Source organism: Bacillus sp. DHT2 (genome assembly GCF_026241455.1).
GTDB classification, from domain to species: domain Bacteria; phylum Bacillota; class Bacilli; order Bacillales; family Bacillaceae_G; genus Bacillus_A; species Bacillus_A pseudomycoides.
In genome coordinates this window covers 1-258 of record NZ_JAPHWH010000105.1, presented here as the reverse complement: position 1 = coordinate 258, position 258 = coordinate 1, and the positions used below count along the sequence as shown (strand labels likewise).

Sequence of the window (258 nt, the reverse complement as noted above, 5' to 3'; positions counted from 1 at the left end):
CAGCCTCATTAAGTGAGTAAAACTTGCGGGGCGGCCCCATATCTGACGGTTTCTTTTCTATGTTCACAAGTTTTTTCTTTTCTAATCGCACGAGGATGGTATAGACCGTCCCTTCCACGACTTCGGTAAAGCCAAGCTCGTTCAGGCGGCGGGTAATCTCGTAGCCATAGGTTTCATGGCGGCTGATGATTTCCAGCACGCAGCCTTCCAGCGAACCCTTCAGCATTTCAGTTAAATTTTCCATGTTTAGATCCTCCT

General features: G+C 48.1%; 1 protein-coding gene. It reads right to left on the bottom strand.

Annotation, left to right across the window (positions count from 1 at the left end; translation table 11 throughout):
- A partial coding sequence (locus ORL93_RS31120) for a PadR family transcriptional regulator (RefSeq protein WP_265960362.1) occupies positions 1-244 on the bottom strand: 244 nt, incomplete at its 3' end.
- Positions 245-258: the final 14 nt, after the last annotated feature.